At 41.5% G+C, this 20252-nt stretch carries 18 protein-coding genes; 14 read left to right on the top strand and 4 right to left on the bottom strand.

Annotation, left to right across the window (positions count from 1 at the left end; translation table 11 throughout):
- The 11 genes from BFI01S_RS00155 (at nt 1) to BFI01S_RS00105 (ending at nt 14310) form a co-directional block, all read left to right on the top strand.
- Entirely contained in the window at nt 1-1812 is a 1812-nt protein-coding gene (locus tag BFI01S_RS00155) for an adenine deaminase (RefSeq protein ID WP_061790795.1), read from the top strand.
- Nucleotides 1813-1879: 67 nt separating this feature from the next.
- Entirely contained in the window at nt 1880-2563 is a 684-nt protein-coding gene (locus BFI01S_RS00150) for a cyclase family protein (RefSeq protein WP_048010082.1), read from the top strand.
- A 21-nt stretch (nt 2564-2584) separates the two neighbouring features.
- On the top strand, nt 2585-3211 hold the full coding sequence (locus BFI01S_RS00145) for a DUF1989 domain-containing protein (protein ID WP_061790794.1): 627 nt from the start codon (nt 2585-2587) through the stop codon (nt 3209-3211).
- On the top strand, nt 3208-4380 hold the full coding sequence (locus BFI01S_RS00140; protein ID WP_061790793.1) for a M20 family metallopeptidase: 1173 nt from the start codon (nt 3208-3210) through the stop codon (nt 4378-4380). The genes BFI01S_RS00145 and BFI01S_RS00140 overlap by 4 nt, the downstream gene beginning before the upstream one ends.
- The gene (locus BFI01S_RS00135) at nt 4377-5714 is read left to right on the top strand and encodes a 5'-deoxyadenosine deaminase (RefSeq protein WP_061790792.1); all 1338 of its coding nucleotides are present in this window, start codon (nt 4377-4379) and stop codon (nt 5712-5714) included. Before BFI01S_RS00140 ends, BFI01S_RS00135 begins: the two co-directional genes overlap by 4 nt.
- Before the next feature lie 249 nt (nt 5715-5963).
- The gene (locus tag BFI01S_RS00130; protein WP_061790791.1) at nt 5964-6377 is read left to right on the top strand and encodes a CoA-binding protein; all 414 of its coding nucleotides are present in this window, start codon (nt 5964-5966) and stop codon (nt 6375-6377) included.
- A 318-nt stretch (nt 6378-6695) separates the two neighbouring features.
- Nucleotides 6696-8678, top strand: a complete 1983-nt coding sequence (gene parE / locus BFI01S_RS00125; RefSeq protein ID WP_061790888.1) for a DNA topoisomerase IV subunit B — start codon at nt 6696-6698, stop codon at nt 8676-8678.
- Complete coding sequence (parC, locus tag BFI01S_RS00120) at nt 8675-11119, top strand: DNA topoisomerase IV subunit A (protein WP_061790790.1); 2445 nt, start codon at nt 8675-8677, stop codon at nt 11117-11119. Before parE ends, parC begins: the two co-directional genes overlap by 4 nt.
- A 344-nt stretch (nt 11120-11463) precedes the next feature.
- Entirely contained in the window at nt 11464-12894 is a 1431-nt protein-coding gene (locus BFI01S_RS00115) for an alanine/glycine:cation symporter family protein (RefSeq protein WP_061790789.1), read from the top strand.
- Nucleotides 12895-12999: 105 nt separating this feature from the next.
- Entirely contained in the window at nt 13000-13761 is a 762-nt protein-coding gene (locus BFI01S_RS00110) for a YybI family spore inner coat protein (RefSeq protein ID WP_061790788.1), read from the top strand.
- A 75-nt stretch (nt 13762-13836) separates the two neighbouring features.
- The gene (locus BFI01S_RS00105) at nt 13837-14310 is read left to right on the top strand and encodes a staygreen family protein (RefSeq protein WP_061790787.1); all 474 of its coding nucleotides are present in this window, start codon (nt 13837-13839) and stop codon (nt 14308-14310) included.
- A 573-nt stretch (nt 14311-14883) separates the two neighbouring features.
- On the opposite strand, the gene BFI01S_RS00100 is transcribed toward BFI01S_RS00105, so the two are convergent.
- On the bottom strand, nt 14884-15180 hold the full coding sequence (locus BFI01S_RS00100; RefSeq protein WP_082804436.1) for a hypothetical protein: 297 nt from the start codon (nt 15178-15180) through the stop codon (nt 14884-14886).
- Nucleotides 15181-15415: 235 nt separating this feature from the next.
- Between BFI01S_RS00100 and BFI01S_RS00095 the strand changes: the two genes are divergently transcribed.
- Together BFI01S_RS00095 and BFI01S_RS24280 are read left to right on the top strand one after the other, a co-directional pair.
- On the top strand, nt 15416-15619 hold the full coding sequence (locus BFI01S_RS00095; protein ID WP_061790786.1) for a DUF1657 domain-containing protein: 204 nt from the start codon (nt 15416-15418) through the stop codon (nt 15617-15619).
- Nucleotides 15616-15744, top strand: a complete 129-nt coding sequence (locus BFI01S_RS24280) for a DUF1657 domain-containing protein (RefSeq protein WP_268875304.1) — start codon at nt 15616-15618, stop codon at nt 15742-15744. The genes BFI01S_RS00095 and BFI01S_RS24280 overlap by 4 nt, the downstream gene beginning before the upstream one ends.
- Before the next feature lie 71 nt (nt 15745-15815).
- Here the strand turns inward: BFI01S_RS24280 and BFI01S_RS00090 are convergent, their stop codons facing one another.
- Both BFI01S_RS00090 and BFI01S_RS00085 read right to left on the bottom strand, forming a co-directional pair.
- Nucleotides 15816-17180, bottom strand: a complete 1365-nt coding sequence (locus BFI01S_RS00090) for an amino acid permease (RefSeq protein WP_061790785.1) — start codon at nt 17178-17180, stop codon at nt 15816-15818.
- A gap of 101 nt (nt 17181-17281) precedes the next feature.
- Nucleotides 17282-17623, bottom strand: a complete 342-nt coding sequence (locus tag BFI01S_RS00085; protein ID WP_061790784.1) for a hypothetical protein — start codon at nt 17621-17623, stop codon at nt 17282-17284.
- 255 nt (nt 17624-17878) lie between these two features.
- Between BFI01S_RS00085 and BFI01S_RS00080 the strand changes: the two genes are divergently transcribed.
- The gene (locus BFI01S_RS00080) at nt 17879-18238 is read left to right on the top strand and encodes a hypothetical protein (protein ID WP_061790783.1); all 360 of its coding nucleotides are present in this window, start codon (nt 17879-17881) and stop codon (nt 18236-18238) included.
- 38 nt (nt 18239-18276) lie between these two features.
- Here the strand turns inward: BFI01S_RS00080 and htpG are convergent, their stop codons facing one another.
- On the bottom strand, nt 18277-20154 hold the full coding sequence (gene htpG / locus BFI01S_RS00075) for a molecular chaperone HtpG (protein ID WP_061790782.1): 1878 nt from the start codon (nt 20152-20154) through the stop codon (nt 18277-18279).
- Between the last annotated feature and the right edge of the window lie 98 nt (nt 20155-20252).

The following is a 20252-nucleotide window of genomic DNA, read 5'->3' as shown; positions in this document are numbered from 1 at the left end:
ATGGATGCAAAAAATATCAAAAAGGCAGTGCAGTACCGCAAGCTTATTGATGTTTTGCTTGATTCCAGCCAGTATGCAGATGTAGTTCTGAAAGGGGGATACTTTATTAATGTAATCACCCGTGAGATCTATGAAGCAGACGTTGCGATGAAAGGCGAATATATATTAATGGCAGGGGACGCAAAAGACTTAATCGGACCAAAAACGATAGTTGAAAACATTCAGGGGAAATTCGTTTGTCCAGGGTTCATTGATTCTCATATGCATTTTGAGAGTGCGATGCTGACTTGTACGGAATTCTCCAAGCTTTCCATTCCGACAGGAACCACCACGCTGATAGGTGATCCGCATGAAATAGGGAACGTCCTGGGTGTTCACGGAATGAAGGCAATGATTGAAGAAGCTAAGACACTTCCAAACCGGGTATTATTCACGGTACCTTGTGCTGTGCCTGATGCTCCAGGTCTTGAAACATCCGGCTTTGATGTGACATCAAAGGATATGAAAGAGCTCCTGGCAGACCCATATGTGCAGGGAATTGGGGAGATTCAAAGCTTCAGCAATATCGGTCCCGTGTATGAGCATGCACCGGAATTAATAGACGACCTTGTTGCCGCAGTTTCATATGCAAACAGCATAGGAAAAACCGTTGAAGGGAATGCCCCGGGATTGTTTGGCAAAGAGCTTGCCGCCCATATTATCAGCGGAGGGAACCATGTGTCCTGCCATGAAACTACGACGAAAGAAGAAACAGTCGAAAAGCTGCGCAATGGCGTAAGTGTGTTCATGCGTGAAGGCTCTTCCCAAAGAAATATGGCAGACTGTATTCGTGCCATAACCGAGGATGGGCTGGATTCCCGCCGTGCAATCCTTGTATCGGACGATATGGTGCCTGCTGATCTGTTAAATTACGGACATATGAATGATATTGTCCGCAGAACCATTGCAGTTGGCATTGATCCAGTGGAAGCCATCCAAATGGCGACCATTAATCCTGCCACCCACTTTGGCTTTAAGGATGTGGGGGTCATTGCACCAGGCAAAAGAGCAGATATCGTCGTGATCAGCGATCTGAACAATATGACAATTGAGCAGGTATACCTGGCAGGGAAAAAAGCAGCTGAAAAAGGCGAATTAACTATAGATATTGCTCCTTATATATATCCGGAAAGTGTGAAAAAGTCAGTGAAGCGGAAGCCTGTAACAGTGAAGGAACTCGCCATTGAAGCTCCAGGCAGCCGTGCAAAAGTAAGGGCAATTGAAGCAATACCTTTCCAGAACTTAACTGGCGGAAGCGAATATATGTTGAATGTCAAAGACGGTATTGTGCAGCCGTGCTTAAAGCAGGATGTGCTGCCGCTGCTGGTAGTTGAACGCCACGGCAGAACCGGAAAAATCGGCAAGACGTTTCTTCATGGTTTTGATTTGAAAAGCGGAGCTATAGCAGAAAGCGTTGCTCATGATACACATAATATTATTGTAACAGGAACTAACTACGTAGATATGGCCATGGCGGTTAACCGTGTCATTGCCATGGATGGCGGAATAGCCATGATAAAGGATAGCAAAGTAGTAGGTGATCTTCCTCTCAGGATTGGCGGTTTAATGACAGATGAATTAACTGGAAAAGAAATGAGTGAAAAGGTCGATGAATTGTCGCAGCTTGCCAAAGAAGTTCTCGGCTGCGGTTTGGAAGTTCCCTTTATGCATTTATCATTCTGGTCATTGGTAACAAGCCCGAAATGGAAAATTACAGATATGGGGCTTATTGATGTAGATAAGTTCGAGGTCATTCCGACCATTATTAATTGATCATTAAACCGGCGTTCTCTGCCGCTTTTCATATAGTAAAAGATAAAGCAGGTTAAGGAGGAATACCATGGGAGTTAAGCTTGTCGATTTAACGCAGGAAATTTATCAGGGGATGCCTGTTTTTCCCCTTCATCAGAAAACAATGATCTTCCCGAATATCTCCCACGAAGAAAGTGAAAAGCAAATTGGGTTTATGTTTGCAACTAATAATCTATTAATCAACGAACATGGTCCAACTCATAGTGATGCAACTTATGAATATGATCCAAACGGCCAATACATCGATGAAATGCCGCTTGAATATTTTTACGGGCCAGCAGTTTGCCTTGATGTATCCCACATCCAGCCCCATCAGTATATTACCGACCGTGATCTCGAGGATGCACTGAGGAAATCACAGCAGTTTATTGAAAAAGGGGATATCGTCCTCCTCTATACCGGCCACTACAATCGGTCTTATGGTACTGACAAATGGCTCACCACTTATACCGGCCTGGATTATCAGGCAGCAAAATGGCTGGCTGATAAAGGTGCAGTCAATATAGGCATTGATGCCCCGGCCATTGACCATCCGGATGATCCAAAGTACTCCGGACATCTCATCTGCCGTGAATACGGAATAACCAATACGGAAAATCTCTGCAATCTCGACCAGATCGCAGGCATGCGATTTCTATATTTCGGACTCCCTCTCAGAATTCGGAAAGGAACGGGATCTCCGATTCGTGCGGTTGCAGTTTTCATTGAATAACAACAAAGGCTGGTGTTCTAAATGAAAGAGGTTTTTAACAGAGGCAAGATCCTGGACGAAATTATTATCCCCCCGTATGAAGGAAGAAGCGCACTGATTCACAAAGGGGAAGAGCTGATTATTATTGATATGGAAGGAAAACAGGTTGGGGACTTTGTGTGCTTTAACTATGAAGATCCCGGGGAACATGTTTCACCTGTCCACATGCGCGCCTCACTAAGCAGCATACGGCTTAAAACGGGAGACTGGCTATACAGCAACCGCCGCCGTCCGCTAATGCAGCTGGTGGAAGATACTGTTGGAAAACATGATTTCTTCTTTCCGGCATGTGATTATTACCGCTACAAAGTTGATTTCGATAAAGAGGACCACCCTAATTGCCATGATAATATTGCGAATGCCTTGAAAAAGTATAATATTCATCCCCCGGTTATTCCGGATCCCATTAATATCTTTATGAATAATGTCCTTGATGATGCCGGGGATTATGTCATTGCAGAACCCCTTTCCAAGCCTGGCGATTACATAAGGCTGAAAGCGCTGTGTGATGTTGTCATTGCCTGTACAACGTGTTCCCAGGACATGGCGCCTGTTAATGGATTTAAGGTGACACCAATTAAAATGCAAATTATGGAGGCGGATTCATGAATGATATTCAGTTTCTTCAGCATCTGCTCCAAATTGACAGCTCCAATCCGCCCGGAAACGAACATTTAGTGACTGAAGCTTTTATTAACAGATGCAAAGAAAAAGGTCTGCCTTTTAAGGTGACCATGCTTGATGAGACCCGAAGCAATTTTGAAGTTACGCTTCCCGGAAAAAGCGGTAAACAGCTATTCTTATGCGGCCATATGGATACAGTTTCCCCTGGAACAGGAGAATGGGTTTACTCCCCTTTTTCAGGGGAAATCGCAAATGGCCGGATTTATGGCAGAGGAGCTTCTGATATGAAAAGCGGCCTTGCTGCAATGTTCCTGGCTTTGGAGGAGCTGTATCTTTCAAATACTGTTCCTCCAGCAGATGTTACCTTTTTGGCAACAGCGGGGGAAGAAGTCGACAGCTGCGGTGCCAGGACTTTTTTAAAAGAAAATGGTGGCCGAAAAATTGATGCACTTGTCATTGCCGAACCGACAAATGAAAAAATTGTGATTGGCCATAAGGGAGCCCTTTGGCTTGAGATCACAGCTTATGGAAAAACCTCTCACGGTTCCATGCCGGAACAGGGAATCAATGCAGTAGATCATATGCTGAAAATAATCCGGGTATTGGATGAAATGAAAATTGAATGGAAGACAGAAAAGAAGCCCCTCGGACAAAGCAGCCTGGCTGTTACCATGATTGAAGGCGGAGTGCAGACCAATGTCATTCCAGATAAATGCAGCATCAGAGCAGATATTCGAACAGTTCCCCCTCAATCCCATTCCCATTTTATAAACAAGCTAAAATCCAAACTGGATGTTCTATTGGATCAGGGTGAAATTTATAAATACAGTGTTGAAACTCTTCTTGACCGTCCATCTATTTTAACTGATCCTGCACGGGACATTATTCAAATTGCGCAGATGGCAAAGGGCGATTCGGAAGCGGATCATTACGGGGTATCCTACTATACAGATGGTGCCGTACTTAATCCAAGGAGTGAAATTCCTACCTTGATTTACGGCCCAGGTGATGAAAAGCTGGCGCATCAGCCAAATGAGTGGGTTAGTCTGGCGGCATATCAGCGCTCCATTCAATTTTACAGACAGCTTATTATTTCATATGGAAACCTGGAGCCGTCAGAAGTCAGTCCGATGCAAGGGGGAGAAAGAAAATGAGCAGTATTCTGATAAAAAACGCTGAAATTATTACAATGAATGCAGCTGAAGAAATCATTTTCGGAGACTTATATATTGTAGATGACCGCATTGCCGAAATTGGACAGAATTTAACACATAAAGCGGATAAAGTAATCGATGCCAGCGGAAAGACAGTCATTCCGGGATTTATTCAGACACATATCCATCTGTGCCAGACATTATTCCGCGGGCAGGCTGATGATTTGGAGCTTCTTGATTGGCTGAAGCAGAAGATCTGGCCGCTTGAGGCTTCGCATGATGAAGAGTCCATCTATTATTCTGCTATGCTTGGAATTGGCGAATTGCTCCAGAGCGGAACAACAACTGTATTGGACATGGAAACCGTTAATCATACTGAATATGCCTTTCAGGCCATTGCAGAAAGCGGCATACGGGCACTTGCCGGAAAGGTCATGATGGATAAAGGGGATGAGGTCCCTGTTCCGTTAAGAGAAAATACCTCCGCATCCATTCAGCAAAGCGTGGATCTCCTTGAAAGATGGCACAATCGTGATAACGGACGCATACAATATGCCTTCTGTCCCCGATTTGTCGTTTCCTGCACAGAGGAATTGCTGACAAATGTCAGGGATCTCTCTGCACAATACAACGTAAGGGTCCATACTCATGCATCCGAAAATGCCAGTGAAATTCTCCTTGTTGAAAGAGAGCTTGGCATGCGGAATGTAGTCTATCTGGACAGCATTGGCCTTGCCAATGAAAGGCTGATACTTGCCCATTGTGTTTGGCTTAATGAAGAAGAAAAAAGAATCATTAAAGAACGGGGCGTAAAGGTCAGCCACTGTCCGGGATCCAATCTAAAGCTGGCATCAGGTGTGGCTGAGATCCCTTCCTTATTGGATCAGCAGGCATTTGTCAGCCTTGGTGCTGACGGGGCTCCCTGCAATAACAATCTGGATATGTTTAATGAAATGAGATTGGCTGCCATCATTCAGAAGCCTGTGCACGGCCCAACTGCAATGAATGCGAGAACCGTCTTTAGAATGGCGACAATTGGCGGAGCGAAGGCAGTTGGAATGGAACAGGAAATCGGAAGTCTGGAGCCCGGAAAGAAAGCAGACCTTGCTATCCTTAATCTGAACGATTTTCATATATATCCGTCATTTGATATCGATACTATCTCGAGGATAGTCTATTCAGCCACTCGTGCAGATGTAGAATCTACCATTGTCAACGGCAAAATGGTGATGGAAAATCGGAAGCTGAACACAGTCGATAAAGAAATGGTTTTAAAAGAAGCGAACACCAGCATAAAGAGGCTGCTCAAAAGATTAGAGACCGCAGTTAATTAATCTTCTAATTCGGCTGAAAGCAAATCAGCCGTTTTTTATGGTGAAATATAATAAAGGAGTGTGATGTAGCATTAAGCTTTGCGTAGGGCAAACGAGAAAGCGCTGTCTATTTATAAAAAAGAAGGGTTTACAGTTGAGGTCATTGAATTTTTTTATAAACTCGATATTCGGGAATAAGAGCAATAAGTTAGTGTGCTTTTGCGATTTTAGGTAAAATATAAATAACCAGATAAAATTGGAGGGAACAAAATGGCTATTGAAAACCCAAGCAGGGATGAAATCGGTGTCCTTTTAAAAAAGTCGAAGCGGATTGCTATTGTAGGATTAAGCGGAAATCCTGAACGTACATCCTATATGGTATCAGAGGCTATGCAAAAAGCGGGATATGAAATCATTCCGGTTAACCCGTCTGTTGATGAAGTACTTGGTGTAAAGGCAGTGCCCAGTCTTAAAGACATCGAGGGGCATGTGGATATTGTTAATGTATTCAGGCGATCTGAGTTTCTTCCGGAAATCGCGCGGGAATTTGCTGAAATAGATGCTGATATTTTCTGGGCTCAGCTCGGAGTGGCAAACCAGGAAGCATATTATTTTCTAAAAGAAAAAGGGTACACTGTCATCATGGACCGCTGCATTAAAGTTGAACATGCTCTGACAAAGTAAACTAAAGCATGAGGTCTCTATAAGATCTCATGTTTTTTATTTTTTATAGAATCCCTGTAAATAAAGGGTTCGTGTAACGGAAATAATCATGATAAATCTCTTAAATCTCAAGATCTTATTTGCCAAAACCAAATAAATAGATAAAATAAAGCATAGACCATCCTAATTTATATGGTAAAATATAAATATAGAACACCTGTTCGAGTATTGTTTTTTCACAAAGAAAATGGCTGTACAGCCGAATTCTTATAGGGGTGTTCCAATGCCGTGATTTTCGGCGGCAAGTGTTTTTTTGCAGGAAATGAAAGGGGTATGTTCGTGGCAAGAAATCAGGAAGCTTTTGACTACAATGATGATGCCATACAGGTACTCGAAGGGCTTGAAGCGGTTAGAAAACGCCCTGGGATGTACATTGGAAGTACGGATGCAAGGGGTTTGCACCATCTTGTATATGAGATTGTCGATAATGCTGTCGATGAAGCACTGGCAGGTTACGGGGATCATATCATTGTCAGAATACATAAAGATAATTCTATTAGTGTACAGGATAAAGGACGCGGAATGCCTACAGGCATGCATAGAATGGGCAAGCCGACTCCGGAAGTCATATTAACTGTCCTTCATGCAGGGGGAAAGTTTGGCCAGGGAGGCTATAAGACGAGCGGCGGGCTTCATGGTGTTGGTGCATCTGTCGTCAACGCCCTTTCCGAATGGCTTGTGGTTAAAATTAAACGTGACGGCTTTGTATATGAACAGCGTTTCGAGCTGGGCGGCAAGCCGGTGACCACATTGGAAAAAATCGGCAAAACAAATCAATCAGGGACTACCATTCATTTTAAGCCGGATCCGTCGATTTTCTCGACAACCACATATAATTACGAAACGCTTTGTGAGCGTCTTCGTGAGTCTGCATTCCTTTTAAAAGGAATGAAAATAGAAATCATAGATGAGCGTAATGATTTTCATGACGTTTTTCACTATGAAAACGGCATAGAAGCATTTGTAGGATATTTAAATGAAGAAAAGGATGTTCTGCACCCTGTCGTAAGCTTTGAAGGCGAAAGCAATGGGATAGAAGTGGATTTTGCTTTTCAATTCAATGATGGTTACTCGGAAAATGTCCTTTCATTCGTCAACAACGTCCGCACAAAGGACGGCGGTACGCATGAGGCTGGGAGCAAAACTGCGATGACTAGGGCTTTTAATGAATATGCCCGCAAAGTGAATCTTCTGAAGGAAAAAGATAAAAACCTGGATGGAGCGGATCTGCGTGAAGGATTCACGGCGATCATCTCTGTTCGTGTTCCTGAGGAACTTCTGCAGTTTGAGGGCCAGACGAAAGGCAAACTGGGGACCAGTGAAGCACGATCTGCTGTTGATTCAGTTGTTTCCGAGCATTTGTCTTATTTCCTTGAAGAAAACCCAGAGACAAGCTCTCTGTTAATTAAAAAGGCGATAAAAGCTTTCCAGGCAAGAGAAGCGGCCCGCAAAGCACGTGAGGAAGCAAGAAGCGGGAAAAAGCGGAAAAAATCGGAAGCAATGCTTTCCGGAAAACTGACTCCGGCACAATCGCGGAACCCTCAAAGAAATGAATTATATCTGGTTGAGGGTGATTCCGCCGGGGGGTCTGCCAAACAGGGACGGGACAGGCGTTTTCAGGCGGTGCTTCCGCTTAGAGGTAAAGTAATCAATACAGAAAAAGCAAAGCTTGCGGATATCTTTAAAAATGAAGAAATCAATACCATTATCCATGCCGTTGGGGCAGGTGTTGGCGCGGATTTTAATCTGGATGATGTCAACTATGATAAGGTAATCATCATGACCGATGCCGACACTGATGGAGCGCATATCCAGGTGCTCCTGCTCACATTCTTCTACAGGTATATGAAACCGCTGCTTGAAGCGGGAAAGGTATTCATTGCGCTGCCTCCTTTGTATAAGGTCAGCAAAGGCTCAGGCAAAAAAGAAGTGATTGAATATGCATGGAGTGATGATGACCTTCAGGGTACCATTAAAAAAGTGGGGAAAGGCTATATGCTCCAGCGCTACAAAGGGCTTGGAGAAATGAATGCAGACCAGCTGTGGGAGACAACTATGGATCCTGAGTCGCGCACATTGATCCGCGTTAAAATTGATGATGCAGCCAGAGCTGAACGCCGTGTGACCACCTTGATGGGGGATAAGGTTGAACCCCGCCGCAAATGGATCGAATCAAATGTGGCATTCGGTCTTGAAGAAGATGGCAGCATACTTGAAAACGAAAATATCTCAGTACTAGAGGAGGAGGGTGTTGACTCATGAGTTCTGCTGAAAAATTCCGGGACCTTCCTCTTGAGGATGTTTTAGGCGACCGCTTTGGACGCTATAGTAAATATATAATTCAGGATCGTGCCCTTCCGGATGCACGTGATGGGTTAAAGCCCGTTCAAAGACGGATTCTTTATGCCATGCACGTAGAAGGCAACACACATGAGAAGGGTTTTCGGAAGTCCGCAAAAACAGTCGGGAATGTAATCGGCAATTATCATCCGCATGGCGATACTTCAGTTTATGACGCGATGGTGCGGATGAGCCAGGATTGGAAAGTTCGAAATCTTTTAGTTGAAATGCATGGAAACAACGGAAGCATTGATGGGGATCCTCCTGCGGCAATGCGTTATACTGAGGCGCGGTTATCTCCCCTTTCTTCCGAATTGCTGAGAGATATTGAGAAAAGAACCGTTGAATTCATTCCAAACTTTGATGACACATCCAGCGAGCCAACCGTATTGCCGGCAGTTTATCCAAATTTGCTGGTTAATGGCTCTACAGGCATTTCGGCGGGATATGCAACTGATATTCCGCCACATCATCTAAATGAGATTATTGATGGTGTTATATTACGGATGGATAAGCCTGATTGTTCCATTGATGAACTGATGGAGCATATTAAAGGCCCTGATTTCCCTACGGGGGGCATCATTCAGGGAATCGATGGAATAAAAAAAGCTTACGAAACAGGCAGAGGCAAAATCATTGTCCGCGGAAAGGCTGAATTTGAGGATTTGCGCGGAGGGAAAAAGCAGATCGTCATCACAGAGATCCCTTATGAAGTGAATAAAGCAAATCTGGTGAAGAAGATTGATGAATTCCGCCTTGACCGGAAAGTTGAAGGCATTGCTGAAGTCCGTGATGAAACAGACCGGACCGGACTCCGGATTGTAATCGAATTAAAAAAAGATGCAGATCCTGAAGGCGTTCTTCATTACCTCTACAAAAACAGTGATCTTCAAATTCCGTATAACTTCAATATGGTCGCCATCCACAATCGCCATCCGAAACTAATGGGGTTAAGAGAGCTGCTGGATGCTTATATAGGCCATCGTAAAGAAGTGGTTACACGGAGATCTCAATACGACCTGCAAAAGGCGGAGGCGCGTCAGCATATTGTCGAAGGCCTTATGAAGGCTCTGTCCATACTGGATGAAGTGATAGCGACAATCCGCGCTTCTAAAGATAAACGGGATGCAAAAGATAATCTGATCGCAAAATTTGCATTCACTGAACCTCAGGCAGAAGCAATTGTTTCCCTTCAGCTTTACCGCTTAACCAATACAGATATTACTGCCTTAAGAGCAGAGGCTGAGGAGCTTGCTAAGCACATCGGCGAGCTTAAAGCTATTCTGGAAAGCGAGAAGAAACTGCTCTCTGTTATCAAAAAAGAGCTAAGGGATGTCAAAAAGCGCTTTGCAGATGAACGCCGAACCAGAATTGAAGCGGAAATCGAGGAAATCAAGATCAATCTTGAAGTTCTGGTAGCGAGTGAAGATGTTATTGTAACAGTAACGAAGGAAGGCTATGTCAAGAGGACCAGCCAAAGATCATTTGCTGCCTCTAACGGACAGGATTTTGGCATGAAGGATTCAGACAGAATTATTGCCCAGCTTGATATGAATACAACGGATGTTCTCCTTGTATTTACGAATAAAGGCAACTATCTGTACTGCCCTGTTCACCAGCTGCCGGATATCCGCTGGAAAGATCTTGGTCAGCATATTGCCAATATCATTCCGATTGACCGGAATGAATCGATTGTCCGTGCCATTCCTGTAAAAGATTTTGAAACGGAAGAATATCTTTTGTTCATGACCAAGAACGGCATGGTAAAGAAAACCGAGCTGAAATCATATAAGGCACAGCGATATTCCAAACCGCTGGTTGCTGTCAATGTAAAGGGCGATGATGAAGTTCTTGACGTTTATTTAACTGATGGCACGAAGGAAATTTTCCTTGCGACCCACCAGGGATATGGCCTCTGGTTCCACGAGGAAGAGGTCAGCATTGTAGGGGCAAGGGCTGCTGGAGTTAAAGGCATCAATCTCAAAGACGGCGACTTTGTTACAGGCGCTCAGCTTATAGAGGACCCAAAAGAACAGGCTGTTGTGATTGTTACACAGAGGGGCTCCATTAAAAAAATGAAGCTGACTGAATTTGAACGCACCTCACGTGCCAAGAGAGGCGTAGTGATGCTTCGTGAATTGAAATCAAACCCTCATCGCATTATTGGGTGTGTAATTGTCCGCAGTAAAGATGATTTATACATTGAAACAGAAAAAGGCCATATAGAAGCAGTTAATGCTTCGGCAATCCGTTTTAATGACCGCTATTCAAATGGATCGTTCATCATTGACGATTCCGAAAGCGGCAAAGCAAAATGCATCTGGAAAGCTGAGGCAGAAAATACTGTCAATTCAACTGAATAGAATTACTAGCCCCTGTGAAACACAGGGGTTTATTTGTCTGTAAATTAATAATCCCCGGTGTGTCTATCATCTTTTCAAATTAAAACTGAATCCAAAATAGTTTGAATAATGTTATTCTTATTAAAGTTTATTTGTATAAAAAATTAATACTAGTTTAAATGAAAGCGATTAAAAATATTTAATTGGCTTGTGCAGAAATCCATTTTAATTCGCTTAATATCAAGGTTTTTATTGAATTTCCTCTCCTGCGAATGAATATTCGACTTGTCTATTAAAAATTCTTTTGATAGATTATAAGGAGTGTGTTGTTTTTGCAAGATAATAAAATATTTAGGGGGAATAGCATGGCTTTATTGGAAACAATCGTAGGCTTTCTAAATGATCTTTTATGGACGTACATTTTGATTGCCGCATTAATTATTCTAGGTCTATATTTTAGTTTTAAGAGCAAGTTTGTTCAATTAAGATATTTTGGTGAAATGTTCAGAATATTGGGCGATAAAGCAATGATATCTGCTGGAGGCAAAAGAGGAATATCATCTTTTCAAGCCTTCACTATAAGTGCAGCCTCCCGTGTTGGTACAGGTAATATTGCCGGCGTAGCAACTGCGATTGCTGCAGGCGGCCCTGGCGCTGTCTTCTGGATGTGGCTTATCGCATTTATTGGGGGAGCTTCCAGCTTCATTGAAAGTACTCTTGCCCAGATTTACAAAGTCAAAGATAAAGATGGTTTCCGCGGTGGACCTGCCTACTATATGGAAAAAGGACTTAATAAACGCTGGATGGGAATAATCTTTGCAATCATCATTACATTCTGTTTCGGATTGGTTTTTAACTCTGTTCAATCGAACACCATCTCTTTAGCGTTTAATGAAGCGTTTGGCACCAGCCGTCTAACCATCGGAATTGTACTTGCGGTATTAACGGCGGCTATCATTTTCGGCGGTGTTAAACGGATTGCGTATGTATCTCAAGTCGTTGTGCCGATCATGGCGGTTATATATTTAGTTGTTGCTATTGTGATTGTCATCATGAATATTACTGAAATTCCAAATCTGGTAAGCAGCATAGTGAAAGGTGCATTTGGAATTGATCAGGCTGCAGGCGGAGCAATGGGTGCAGCTGTAATGATGGGTATTAAAAGAGGTTTATTCTCAAATGAAGCAGGTATGGGTAGTGTACCAAATGCTGCGGCAACAGCAGCCGTTTCCCATCCTGTAAAACAAGGACTGATCCAAACCCTTGGAGTATTTGTGGATACGATCTTAATCTGTTCTGCTACCGCGTTTATTATCCTGTTATCAGGTGATTATGCGAATTCAGATCTAACTGGCATAGAATTGACTCAGGCAGCTCTTAGCACACATGTTGGATCATGGGCACCTATTTTTATTGCAATTGCTATTTTCCTATTTGCCTTTACTTCGGTTATCGGAAATTATTATTACGGAGAAACCAATATTGAATTTATTAAAGAGAGCCGCACTGCCTTGTTTACTTATCGCATTGCTGTAATCGGTATGGTCATCTTCGGATCTGTAGTTGATCTTGCCATCGTTTGGAGCCTTGCTGATTTATTCATGGGCTTAATGGCGATTATTAACTTTATAGCAATTATATTGCTTGCTAAAGTTGCCTATGCCGCTTTGAATGATTATAAGGCACAGAGGAAAGTAGGAAAAGACCCTGTGTTTTATGCTGATTCTATCCCAGGTCTAAAAGGGATTGAATCCTGGGAAACAAAAGAAAGTGCTTTAAAAAAAGCAGCTAAATAATTTATAACTCACAGCCTCTTATCCTTAGGATAGGAGGTTTTTTATGATTTTACATGTTATTTCCAAAACTGGGCAAGATAATAAAAAAATAGGGAGGAAACGTAAATGAAGAAGGAATTGCTTTTTGCGTTTGCGGCTTTCTTTTTTATGTCTTTATCCGCTATAACCGGTGTATATGCAGGTGAACAAGAACAAAAGACTGTAACGCTGTCAAAAGATAAAGTGGATGTTACCGGTGATAATAAGGTAGACACTATCTATATTAAAGGTGTTTATTATGAGGAAGGCGCTTCATTTTTAAAGGAGATTTCACTTGAAGTTAAGGCCTCAGACGGTAATACGTATAATGCGGAGCTTGAAGGTGGATATGAACCTCAAATACAGTTTGAAGATTTAAACCGTGATTCCATTAAAGATATGTATATTAGTATTCCAACTGGCGGAAGCGGAGGGCTGTCAAATTTTTATTTATATACCTTAAAGGACTTTAAGCTGGTTGACCTCTCTGTTCCAGATCCTTTAGTTATCAATAGTCAATTTGAAAATGGCTACAAAGCGAATATCAGCATCCAGGATACAAAACAATCGTATACGTTCGATTTACGGGACAGGAGTGAAGAGTATGAACGGCTCGGCCTGTATGTAAACGGCAAGCTTAGCGAGCCAACGGAGCTTATGGTAAATCCATATAGCACTTTGAAGATCATCCCTGTTGAAGGGAAAAAGGGATTAATGGGAATTCAGAGAATAAGCGGGGCATATAATGCAGATACCATTGCCTTTGTAGAGTCCTTTTGGCTGTATGAAGATGGGATATGGAATTTAAAAGACACCAAAGTGATGAAAATGAATTCCCGTAAGCGTTAGTGACTGGGCATTTGTCACGTTTCTTTATGGCTCCCATATACTGGGCATAAGGAAATTTGTATAGGGGGCCTTCATGTGAGGAAATTTAATCCATCTAAGCTGTCGGTAAAATATTTGCCTCCTGCGACGGAATTCAGACCCGTAGACAGCAGGAAATATACACTTACACACTCAGATGCAACCGGAGAGTTATTTTTGGCAATAGGCGGATGCTATGATTTTAAAGCAATTAATCCTAAAATGCGTGATGAAGTTCTTGCTGAATGGATTCCGCAAATGGGGCAGTATGTGCTGAGCGGGAGGGTATATATCAGCAGCGGGGAATTTGATCAGCAATACTCAAAAATAAGGTTTCTCATTTTCCAGAAAGAATTGGATCTGGCGCTGACAGCGATGGTCAATGGTGACCGGTCTTTTTATTCGAACTATCCATGGCTGCTTGATTCGCCAATCTTTATATACTTTGAATCTGCTTATCCGGAATTCAGCAAGCTGATTTATTATGGGACACCCAGAAAGTTTTTAACGGCCGCACTGCTGCCAGTGTAAAATGCATTAACAGAACATATGTTCAAGTGGCGCTCAATACGCATTATTTAATGGAAAAGACACTGTATTAAATCATATAAGCATGGGAGCGATCAGAATGAAGAAGGAACCAGAGAATACATTTGAATTAAGTTATGAATCGGATTGGAAGTTGTTCGTAAAAATATTATGTAAACTAGTTGGTTTAAATATAAAATATAAGAGGGGTTTATAAATCTGCAGAATAACCTTAAATTATGTATTACACAACTATTAGCTGGAGCATCATATAACCTGGAATTTTGTGAAAAAAGAATTTGACGTAAATCAATTAATATAAAAAACATTGCAAAAAAATGCAGATCAAATCAAGTAAGAAATTAATTTGATTGAAATTTTAATGCTGTCTCACTATCTTAAGTATACTTTGATAATGAGACAGCATTTCTATTTGAATTTATTACTTCCTATAATATATATTATGTAAACTAGAAAAAACTAATACTAAATACAGTATAGGATTTTATCCCGCCTATTAACAAATGCCCACATAACATTAAATGCGGGCATTTGTTCCTTCTCTTCTATTTTCTTTTATTGCTTCTTCTTCTCAAAACCAAGCTCATCTGCCATTTCAGTAAGTGCTGACAGGTTTTGGTTCTTAAAAGCATTGTTCATATTTGATTTGCTCATGATTTGCTGCATCGGATGCATATTGGCATTGTGGTTTCGGCTTCGTGTAAAAGCTACCGCTGCTGTGCTCAGCACTATACTGATCAGCGATCCCCACAGCCACCCCCAGTTGCTCTTTCTTTTTACGCCAAACATATTCATCATTGGCCTGCGCATATTCCCTATATTATTGAAAAGCGCTGAAATCCAGTTATTCAACTGCAAGCACTCCCTTATTTATAACCGATTTTGAAAGAGACGTTTTCTCTTCCGGTTCTTAATTTTCACTTAGTGGAATACAAATATGCTGGCAATTTTTTTGATGGTTCACTCAGCTTCAGTTAAACAAATACTTCTTGAATACCCAGCAAAAATCAGCAGATGAATCACATATAAAATTTGAAAAAAGCCAAAATACACATGTGATTTACTAATACAGAAAGCAGGTAATACAATGACAGTTGGAACTCAAGTAAAACAAGCTATTGCAGGGTTAAAAAGTGCTCAGGCAAGCCTTGAAACCTTTGCTCTTGCAACCGATAATCAAAATGCTAAGCAGCTTTACCAAAGCGCTGCCCAGCAGACTCAATCCAGCATTGATAGCCTTGAACCAAGGCTTCAGGAGATTCAGAAAGAAGAACCTCAATATAATCAATAAAGCAAAAAGCAGACCTTGAGGTATTTTCTTTGCAGACTGATTCAAAAAGTGCACAGAAAATGTATGAAAGAAATACTGAAAAGCTGAATCGGATTATTCAAAAACTGACTCCGTACCTAAAGTAATATATTTTGCCTTCCCTCCTTCTTTCTTCCACCCATCAAAAAACAAACACCAGAAATTTGGTGTTTGTTTTTTAACAGGTTCCTTTGCCTTCCTTTTTCCATACTAATTTTTGCATGAGCAAAGCTGCAATCGCTATTAATGCCACGAAGAGTAAGCTTACGAAAAAACCAAATCGAATTGATTTTTCAAGTAATGTTCCGCTGACCGCAGCAAGGATCAGGATCAGTCCAAAAATGGCAAGGAGCTTGCCAAATAATTTATTCTCTAAAATCCGCAGCGCCGAAATAATGATGAAAGACCAATTAAATAAAATCATGATCCCTGCTGCAGTGGTAATGTATTCATAGATTTTTCCCGGCAAAAGCAGCGCAGTTATAATGGACGCTATTAAACCCGCTGTAGCAAGTGCCAGCGATGGCAGCGGCAGGTCCTTCCACTTTTTTATCTTTTTTGAAAAAAGATTTGGTGCATCGCCATCATTTGCCAGGGTAACCAGCAATGATGTTACTCCAAACAGTGAAGCTGTCATGGTAGAGAAGCCGGCAATGATGATGGCTGCATTAAAAACGTGCGGGAAAAAGTCCAGGTTATAATGTTCCATGGCAGTCACAAACGGACTTTCTTTTTCATTAAATTCCCCATGTGAAGCCATGTATACGGCTAAGCCAAGTGAAATGACATAAATGATGACCAGCACGATCAGCATGATAATGCCGGCTTTGGGAGCATCTTCTTTCTTTTTCAACCTGGTAGCCATCAGCCCGATGACTTCAATTCCTCCGTATGCATAGAAAGCATAAATTAAAGATGACCAAAATCCTTTAAAGCCCTCAGGAAACCAGTCCCCTGCAGAACCTGGGAATCCCGGATGATTAACCTCTCCGTCCATTACACCGGTTAAAGCTGCAAAAGCCAGGATGATGAACATGATAATGGCTGCAGTCTTAATAACTGCAAAGAGGTTTTCTGCCTTATCAAAGCCTTTGCTTCCTGTTAGGACGACAATAATCGAAAGAATAGCATAGCCCGCTGCAAAAATCCAAAGCGGGACATGCGGCAGCCAGAATTTTGTTAAAATGGATAGCGCCGTTAACTGGCTCCCCATAATTAATATATTTGAGCACCAGTAATTCCAGCCGCAGCTAAACCCTGCCCACTTCCCATACGCTTTATTGGCATAATAGCAGAAAGATCCTTCCTGCGGGTCTTCTGCTGTCATTTTAGCTAAAAGATTATAGACTATATAAGTTCCAATAGCCGCTAATATAAATGAAAAAACAATGGCGGGTCCGGTAATCTTGATTCCAATGGCAGACCCCAGAAAAAATCCGGTCCCGATGGTGCAGCCTACACCAATCAGTGATAATTGCCACCATTTTAAATCACCTGCTTCACTTTCTTTCGAGGAGTTGCCGCTTGGAAGAAAAAAATCCATGATGTACCTCCCTCTTTGCGTCGCATACTGGCAAAAAAATTAGCCGATTCAGATGATAATCGGCTTCCGTTTCAATATCAATTGGAAATTTGCCATAATTCTTATTTCTTTTTCTCGGAACTGTCACTCTTTAATCCTGTTATAGATCTTAACAGCTGTGTATTCATGCTTCCCTGGACGATATCCTCAAGGAAAAATTGCTCGATCAGTTTTTTGTATTCCTCATCTTCAAACATCTTTTTGTTTTGCAGCTCCATCTCGGCCAGACCCTCATATGTGGAAAGAAAAGCATATGTATGATCATCGCCTGATATGGGTGATAATAATTCGATTTTATGCTGGTAATTTTCGTTACGGTAATTTTGTATCATTCTGAGATTTTTCAGAGCTTCAACAAAGTTATCTTGTTTTAATTGAAAAGACTGATAAACAAAAACTGACATGATAATCCCCTTCCCAAGAGTTTCAGATCGTTTTAGCTGAATTCAATGCTATTTTACAGATATAATTCCAGGTAGCTTAATGAAATATATTGGAGTGGCACTTCCTGGAGGGATTTGGTTTGAATTCCTTCCTGTATAGTTTGTTATGTTTGTCAGAAAATATTCTTTGCTGTTTTTCGGAAGCTTTATTAGGAGGATTGCTAAGAATATCGAAGGGGCAAATGTCCCGTGAAAAATTATTAGGAGGCTGATTATATGCATACAGTTCAACACGGAGTACAGCAGGCAGGTCAAGCGCGTCAGCTTGCACAGCAGCTCATTCAGCAGACACAGCAGGGAAGCCAGCAATACCGTATGATGCTTCAGCAGGAACAGCAGAATATCCAAATGCTTGAACAGATTCTGCAGCGTGAGAAGCAGTCTGCTCAATTAATTGAACAAAGTCTGCATAGTCACGAGCTGGCAATTCAGCGTTGCCAGGAAGTTGTAAACATCTGCAATCAAATGCAAGGGCAGCTCACCGGGCCTGAAATGACCACTCTCCAGCAGCCTTTTAATAATCAGCTTCAGACTGGATCCCAATATAATTATGCAGGCACTTTTCGCCAGCAATAAATGAAAAAACAGCCCGATCAATTCGGGCTGTTACAACTTTACACCATAACTTTGCAGATATCATTCGTAAATTCCACAGGGTCGCTGATTGGCAGGCCTTCAATCAGCATAGCCTGGTTATATAGGAGGTTTGTATAGAGACTTAACTTTTCTTTATCATTTTCCATTGCATTTTTTAAGGCCTGGAACACTTCATGGCTTGAATTGATTTCCAGTACCTTGTTCGCTTTTACATTTTGATTGTCAGGCATGCTGCTGAGGACCTTTTCCATTTCAATAGTGACTTCCCCATCTGCACTAAGGCAAACCGGATAGCTTTTAAGTCTTTTGGAAATCCGGACATCTGTCACTTTTCCTGATAAAATCTCCTTCATGGTGCTGAACAATTCCTTATGTTCTTTTTCTTCTGATTCGGATATCTTTTCTTCCTCATTTTCTATGCCAAGATCGCCGCTTGAGACTGACTTAAATTCCTTCTCTTTATAGGACATCAGCATTTTAATGGCGAACTCATCAATATCCTCTGTAAAGTACAGAATTTCATAACCCTTATCCGCCACCAGTTCGGCTTGTGGAAGCTTTTCAATTCTTTCGTATGACTCACCAGCAGCATAATAAATATATTTCTGGTCTTCCTTCATTCGGGATACATATTCATCAAGTGATACCAATTTCTTCTCTTGTGAAGAATAGAACATCAATAAATCCTGGAGTGTTTCTTTATGGGTTCCAAAATCACTGTATACACCGTATTTTAATTGTCTTCCAAATGACTTGTAAAATTGTTCATATTTTACCCGCTCATTTTTCATGAGACTTTGGAGCTCATTTTTAATTTTTTTGCTGATGTTTTTCGCAATAAGCTTCAGCTGCCGATCATGCTGGAGCATTTCCCTTGAGATGTTAAGGGATAAATCTTCAGAGTCCACCATCCCTTTGACAAAACTGAAATAATCAGGCAAAAGGTCTCCACACTTGTTCATGATTAAAACGCCATTCGAATAAAGTTCCAGGCCTTTTTCGTATTCCTTTGAGTAATAATCAAATGGAATATTCTCAGGTATATATAAAATCGCATTATAGCGGATTGTTCCATCCACATTAATATGGATATGCTTTACCGGCTTGTCAAAGCCATAATGCTTCTCCTGATAGAACTTTTCGTAATCTTCATCTGTCAGCTCGCTTTTATTTTTGCGCCAAATCGGGACCATGCTGTTGATGGTCTGCTCTTCGGTAATTTCTTCAAACTCGTTCTCAGCTTCTTCTTTTGATTTTCTGATGGTGACATCCATTTTTATAGGATAGCGGATAAAGTCAGAGTATTTTTTTATGATCGACTTTAAGCGGTACTCTTCGAGATATTCATCAAAGCTTTCATCTTCCGTATTTTCTTTAATTTTAAGGATAATTTCAGTACCGACTGCTTCTTTTTCACATGGCGTAATCGTATATCCCTCCGCTCCATGGGATTCCCATTTGTACGCCTGCTCACTGCCAAGGGCTTTGCTGATCACAGTTACAACATCAGCGACCATGAATGCAGCATAAAATCCTACTCCGAATTGGCCAATAATATCATGCCCATCTTTAATTTCATTTTCTTTCTTAAAAGCAAGAGAGCCGCTTTTTGCGATGACACCCAGGTTGTTTTCCAGTTCGTCCTTTGTCATGCCAATGCCGGTATCTTTGATTGTTAATGTCCTTTTTTCTTTATCAGGAACGACTTTTATGTAGTAACTGTCTTTGTCAAACGTTAAGGAATCGTCTGTAAGTGCTTTGTAGTAGATCTTATCAATCGCATCACTGCTGTTGGAAATAAGCTCCCTCAGGAACACCTCTCTTTGAGAGTAGATGGAGTTGATCATCATTTCCAATAATCTCTTGGATTCTGCCTGAAATTGTTTCGTTTCCATGTTAGTCTCTCCCCTTATTTTTTCATTTGGTTAGCACTCAAGTCTTCCGAGTGCTAACCATTATTTAATTATCATAATATTTAATTTGTGTCAACAGA

The sequence above is a fragment of the Cytobacillus firmus NBRC 15306 genome (genome assembly GCF_001591465.1).
In the GTDB taxonomy this organism is placed as follows: domain Bacteria; phylum Bacillota; class Bacilli; order Bacillales; family Cytobacillaceae; genus Cytobacillus; species Cytobacillus firmus.
This window is presented reverse-complemented; position numbering and strand designations above follow the sequence as displayed.

Coding starts and splice junctions, on each gene's coding strand:
- BFI01S_RS00150 (WP_048010082.1), top strand. CDS start 1,880: ATGGGAGTTAAGCTTGTCGATTTAACGCAGGAAATTTATCAGGGGATG.
- BFI01S_RS00110 (WP_061790788.1), top strand. CDS start 13,000: ATGAAGAAGGAATTGCTTTTTGCGTTTGCGGCTTTCTTTTTTATGTCT.
- BFI01S_RS00135 (WP_061790792.1), top strand. CDS start 4,377: ATGAGCAGTATTCTGATAAAAAACGCTGAAATTATTACAATGAATGCA.
- BFI01S_RS00130 (WP_061790791.1), top strand. CDS start 5,964: ATGGCTATTGAAAACCCAAGCAGGGATGAAATCGGTGTCCTTTTAAAA.
- BFI01S_RS00085 (WP_061790784.1), bottom strand. CDS start 17,623: ATGTCAGTTTTTGTTTATCAGTCTTTTCAATTAAAACAAGATAACTTT.
- BFI01S_RS00090 (WP_061790785.1), bottom strand. CDS start 17,180: ATGGATTTTTTTCTTCCAAGCGGCAACTCCTCGAAAGAAAGTGAAGCA.
- BFI01S_RS00095 (WP_061790786.1), top strand. CDS start 15,416: ATGACAGTTGGAACTCAAGTAAAACAAGCTATTGCAGGGTTAAAAAGT.
- BFI01S_RS00140 (WP_061790793.1), top strand. CDS start 3,208: ATGAATGATATTCAGTTTCTTCAGCATCTGCTCCAAATTGACAGCTCC.
- htpG (WP_061790782.1), bottom strand. CDS start 20,154: ATGGAAACGAAACAATTTCAGGCAGAATCCAAGAGATTATTGGAAATG.
- parC (WP_061790790.1), top strand. CDS start 8,675: ATGAGTTCTGCTGAAAAATTCCGGGACCTTCCTCTTGAGGATGTTTTA.
- BFI01S_RS00145 (WP_061790794.1), top strand. CDS start 2,585: ATGAAAGAGGTTTTTAACAGAGGCAAGATCCTGGACGAAATTATTATC.
- BFI01S_RS00155 (WP_061790795.1), top strand. CDS start 1: ATGGATGCAAAAAATATCAAAAAGGCAGTGCAGTACCGCAAGCTTATT.
- BFI01S_RS00115 (WP_061790789.1), top strand. CDS start 11,464: ATGGCTTTATTGGAAACAATCGTAGGCTTTCTAAATGATCTTTTATGG.
- BFI01S_RS00080 (WP_061790783.1), top strand. CDS start 17,879: ATGCATACAGTTCAACACGGAGTACAGCAGGCAGGTCAAGCGCGTCAG.